This is a genomic window from Anaeroplasma sp. (assembly GCF_034179385.1).
GTDB lineage: Bacteria > Bacillota_I > Bacilli_A > Acholeplasmatales > Anaeroplasmataceae > Anaeroplasma.
The window spans coordinates 1-4,511 of sequence record NZ_JAXFPY010000039.1; the positions used below are offsets into that span (position 1 = coordinate 1).

General features: G+C 33.8%; 3 protein-coding genes and 1 tRNA gene. All 4 read right to left on the bottom strand.

The genetic code is table 11. The features are described from left to right. Window positions 1–319 precede the first annotated feature (319 nt). Window positions 320–395, bottom strand: a tRNA-Thr gene (locus SPJ17_RS02685). 281 nt (window positions 396–676) lie between these two features. Then, the gene (gene pflA / locus SPJ17_RS02690) at window positions 677–1,399 is read right to left on the bottom strand and encodes a pyruvate formate-lyase-activating protein (protein ID WP_321092514.1); all 723 of its coding nucleotides are present in this window, start codon (window positions 1,397–1,399) and stop codon (window positions 677–679) included. Between the two features lie 4 nt (window positions 1,400–1,403). Continuing rightward, window positions 1,404–3,656 carry a formate C-acetyltransferase gene (gene pflB, locus SPJ17_RS02695; RefSeq protein ID WP_321092518.1) on the bottom strand — a complete coding sequence of 751 codons (2,253 nt, stop codon included), beginning with the start codon at window positions 3,654–3,656 and terminating at the stop codon, window positions 1,404–1,406. Between the two features lie 180 nt (window positions 3,657–3,836). Next, a complete protein-coding gene (locus tag SPJ17_RS02700) occupies window positions 3,837–4,115 on the bottom strand; it encodes a hypothetical protein (RefSeq protein ID WP_321092521.1) in 279 nt (92 codons plus the stop codon). Between the last annotated feature and the right edge of the window lie 396 nt (window positions 4,116–4,511).

The following is a 4,511-nucleotide window of genomic DNA, read 5'->3' on the forward strand; positions in this document are numbered from 1 at the left end:
AATAATATCATATAAAGCAATATATGGGCTTAATATTAAAGACTCTTGTTTAATCATTTTTCATCACTCATTTCTATATTTATATTATACCATAATTTAGTATAAAATACTAGGAAAACTAGTAATTAAAAACTAATAAAAATAAAGAAAAAGAGATATGTTTTGCATACCTCTAAATCATAAAGACTTTTTCAGCAGTCTCCTATTTTTGCCTATTCTGATCTCTTAGATACTGGCGGAAAGGGAATTTTTGCCTTTGTGCCAACAAAAAAGGCTTGACACTGACCGAAATCATTGTATCAAACCTATGCTCGTTATATGGTGCTGGATATAGGACTCGAACCTACGACCTGCTCTTTACGAGGGAGCTGCACTACCAGCTGTGCTAATCCAGCGTTCTCACATATTATACAATAGGAATTGCGGAAAAGCAAAATAGAATATCTATAAATTGTTTTAAAAATTACAAAGTACAACCAATAAATGCAAAATCAATGCCTGAATCAGTGATATCCACCTAAAAAAATTAAGAGACTCCTACAACTAGAATTGTAAAAGTCTCGAATTTTAAATATGTGCTGGGTTTTTCGTCTAGACGATACCTAACACTTGGGGCACCTCTCCCCTTTTATAAGGATATTCGTTTGCGCTCTTATTATATAATTGGAATTATTTCTTATATCTTTTCTAAAATCTCTTTTGCAAAATTTACGGATTCCTCTGTAGGCATATTGGTATCCTTTAATTTATATGGAATTCCTAGCTTTTCATATTTCGGCATTCCAAAAGGATGATAAGGTAATACCTCAACTCTTTTTACATTTGATAAAGTATTTATAAAATCCCTTGTAGAATTTAATACCTCTAAAGAATCTGTATATCCAGGTACTAATACATATCTTATCCATATAGGAACATTCTTTTCGTTTAAATATTGAAACATCTCTATTACATTTTTATTTGTTTTTCCTGTGATTATCTTATGTAATTTATCATCTATAGCTTTTATATCCATTAAGAATAAATCGGTATATTTTAATAATTCATTAAATTTAGAAAGGAATGGCTCTTCCTTTGTAAAAGGACCTCCAGCAGTATCAATACAGCAAGATATTCCCTTTTCCTTACATAATTTAAATAATTCAATTAAAAAATCTAAATGTAATAGGGGTTCTCCACCTGAAATAGTAATTCCTCCATTGTTTTTCCAATAGGGTTTGTATTTCAATAACATTTTAAATGCTTCTTCAGGGGATATTTCTTTTCCCTTTTCACTCCAAGTCTCTGGGTTATGACAATATATACAGCGAAATGGGCAGCCTGTAAGAAATAGGACGGACCTAACACCAGGTCCGTCTACAGACGCAAAGGATTCAAATTTTGAATAGTATGCGTTCATATTTTTATAAGCTTTCGTGACAAGTACGAGCAATAACGTCTAGCTGCTGCTCCTTAGTTAAGTCAATGAACTTAACTGCATAGCCAGATACACGAATTGTAAAGTTTTGATATTCTTCCTTTTCTGGATGATTCATTGCATCAATAAGCTTTTCTGTACCAAATACATTTACATTTAAATGATGCGCACCCTGATCGAAATAACCATCTAGAATTTGAGTAAGATTGTTCTTTCTTTCTGTATCATTATGTCCCAAAGCATTAGGATTAATGGTTTGTGTATTGGAAATACCATCGAGTGCGAATTCATATGGAAGCTTCGCAACAGAATTTAATGATGCAAGTAGACCATTCTTCTCTGCACGATAGGATGGGTTTGCACCTGGAGATAATGGCTCACCACGCTTACGTCCATCTGGCATAGAGCCTGTTGCCTTACCATATACTACATTTGAGGTAATCGTTAAAATCGAAGTTGTAGGTTCAGAATGTCTATAGGTATTATGGCGAGAAATCTTTGCTAAGAATGTCTTTAATAGCCATACTGCGATTTCATCCGCTCTATCATCATCATTTCCATATCTTGGGAAATCACCTTCAATATTGAAATCCGTTGCAATACCTTCCTCATCCCTTACTACTGTAACATTCGCATACTTAATTGCAGATAAGGAATCTACTACATGAGAGAAGCCTGCGATACCTGTTGCAAAGGTTCTTCTTACGTTTGTATCAATCAAAGCCATTTCTGCAGCTTCATAGTAATATTTATCATGCATGAAGTGAATTACATTTAATGTGTTAACATAAATTTCTGCTAACCACTCCATCATTTGATCATATTTTGTAATAACCTCATCATAGGAAAGCACATCAGATAAAATCTTAGAATACTGTGGACCTACTTGCTGATGTGTAATCTCATCAACACCACCGTTGATTGCATACAATAAGCACTTAGCTAGGTTTGCACGAGCACCAAAGAATTGCATTTCCTTTCCTGTTTGTGTTGCAGAAACACAACAACAAATAGAATAATCATCTGTCCAAATTGGTCTCATGACACAGTCATTTTCATACTGAACGGAAGATGTCTCAACAGAAATTAATGATGCATACTTCTTGAAGTTTTCTGGTAATCTAGAAGACCAAAGAACCGTTAGGTTTGGCTCTGGTGCTGGTCCCATATTTTGTAGTGTATGTAAGAATCTGAAGTCGTTCTTTGTAACTAGAGGACGACCATCTCCACCCATACCCGCAACCTCAAGTGTTGCCCAAACTGGGTCTCCAGAGAATAGCTGATTGTAGGATGGAATTCTTGCGAATTTAACCATTCTAAGCTTCATAACAAAATGATCTACTAATTCCTGAGCCTCAGCCTCAGTAATTACACCATTTTCTAAGTCTCTTTGAATATAAATATCTAAGAATGTAGAAACTCTACCTACACTCATGGCTGCACCATTTTGTGTTTTAATAGCTGCAAGATAACCAAAATATAACCATTGGAATGCTTCCTTTGCACTTGTTGCAGGATTTGAAATATCAAATCCGTAAACAGATGCCATAATCTTCATTTCATTTAATGCACGGATCTGCATTGCAATTTCCTCACGTAGCTGAACAGTTTCATAATCCATACTACGTAAGCCTGTATATTTTAAATCATTCTTTTTTTGTTCAATTAAGAAGTCAATACCATATAATGCAACTCTTCTATAATCACCAACAATTCTACCTCTACCATAAGTATCTGGTAAGCCTGTTATAATCTTATTGTGACGGCAATGTAGCATTTCTTCAGTATAAGCATCAAAAACTCCATCATTATGAGTTTTATGATACTTAGTAAAGATTTCATGAATCTTTGGAGATGGTGTATATCCATATGTAGTACATGCCTGTTCAGCCATCTTTATACCACCATATGGCATAAATGCTCTTTTTAAAGGCTTATCTGTTTGTAAACCAACAACCTTTTCTAAATCCTTGGTTTGATTATCGATATAGCCCGCACCATATGCAGTTAAAGAGCTAACTACCTCTGTTTCCATATCTAAGACTCCGCCTTTAGCTCTTTCTTCCTTTTGTAGGTCGGAAACCTTTTTCCAAAGCACCTTAGTAGCCTCTGTTGGACCCGCTAAGAAGCTTTCGTCTCCTTCGTAGACTGTATAGTTCATCTGAATAAAATCTCTAACATCAATTGAATCTTTCCATTTAGAGCCTTTAAATCCAGCCCATCCTTTATATTCACTCATTTCACACGCCTTCTTTCTTGTTTTTATTCTGTTATCCCCCCTAGCCTCTAAAATTATACATTTGGATACCCCGAAATACAATATTGAGAGGAGTCTTTGTTGTGTAAAATCAGGTGTAAACGTTTGCCCATAATTCACGAAAAAATAGAAAATTCGGCTAATTCATTTTAGCCGAATTTTCTATTCTTCTATATCTTCGCTAGAAGATGAAATAGGTTCTACCTTCTCTTCATCGTTTTTTTTATTAAGCTCTTCTTCCTTTAAATCCCTAAGCTTACCTAAATCCATAAATAAGGCAAAGCCATAAACGATAACAAAAACAAAAGGAGTCCATAACAAATAATATGTACCTCGAACAATAATTAATGTAATTAAAATAGCTTCAATGATTACAATCACTGTAGTAGTTAATGCTATATTTCTATGTATTTTTTCCTTTGTTAAAGCTTTCTTTTCCATAATACACTTATCTCCAAATATATTTCTATTATAGCACCAATGCCGAATATTAAAAGATAAATATAGAAGTCATCCATAGCGAATATACATTATCGTAATCTTCTATTTTTCATTTTTCTCAAATAGCAATTATTGTTTTGGCTCTCCGTATTCGCGAACCATTGCTTCTATGGTTATTACCCATTGCTTTCCAAATTTAGTAATGTCTTTTCCACATTTGAATTTTCCATTTTTTATAGCGTGGCGTAATCTACAGGAAATTTAATATGTCCTAATAATAAAAAATTTATATTTAAATGTAAAAAGCCTGTTAGAGGAAACAAATATGGTCGCGAGGAAGAAATTTATGAATGCGAAGATTGTTCTAACTGTCCTTTTAGAGATAAATGCTTTAAA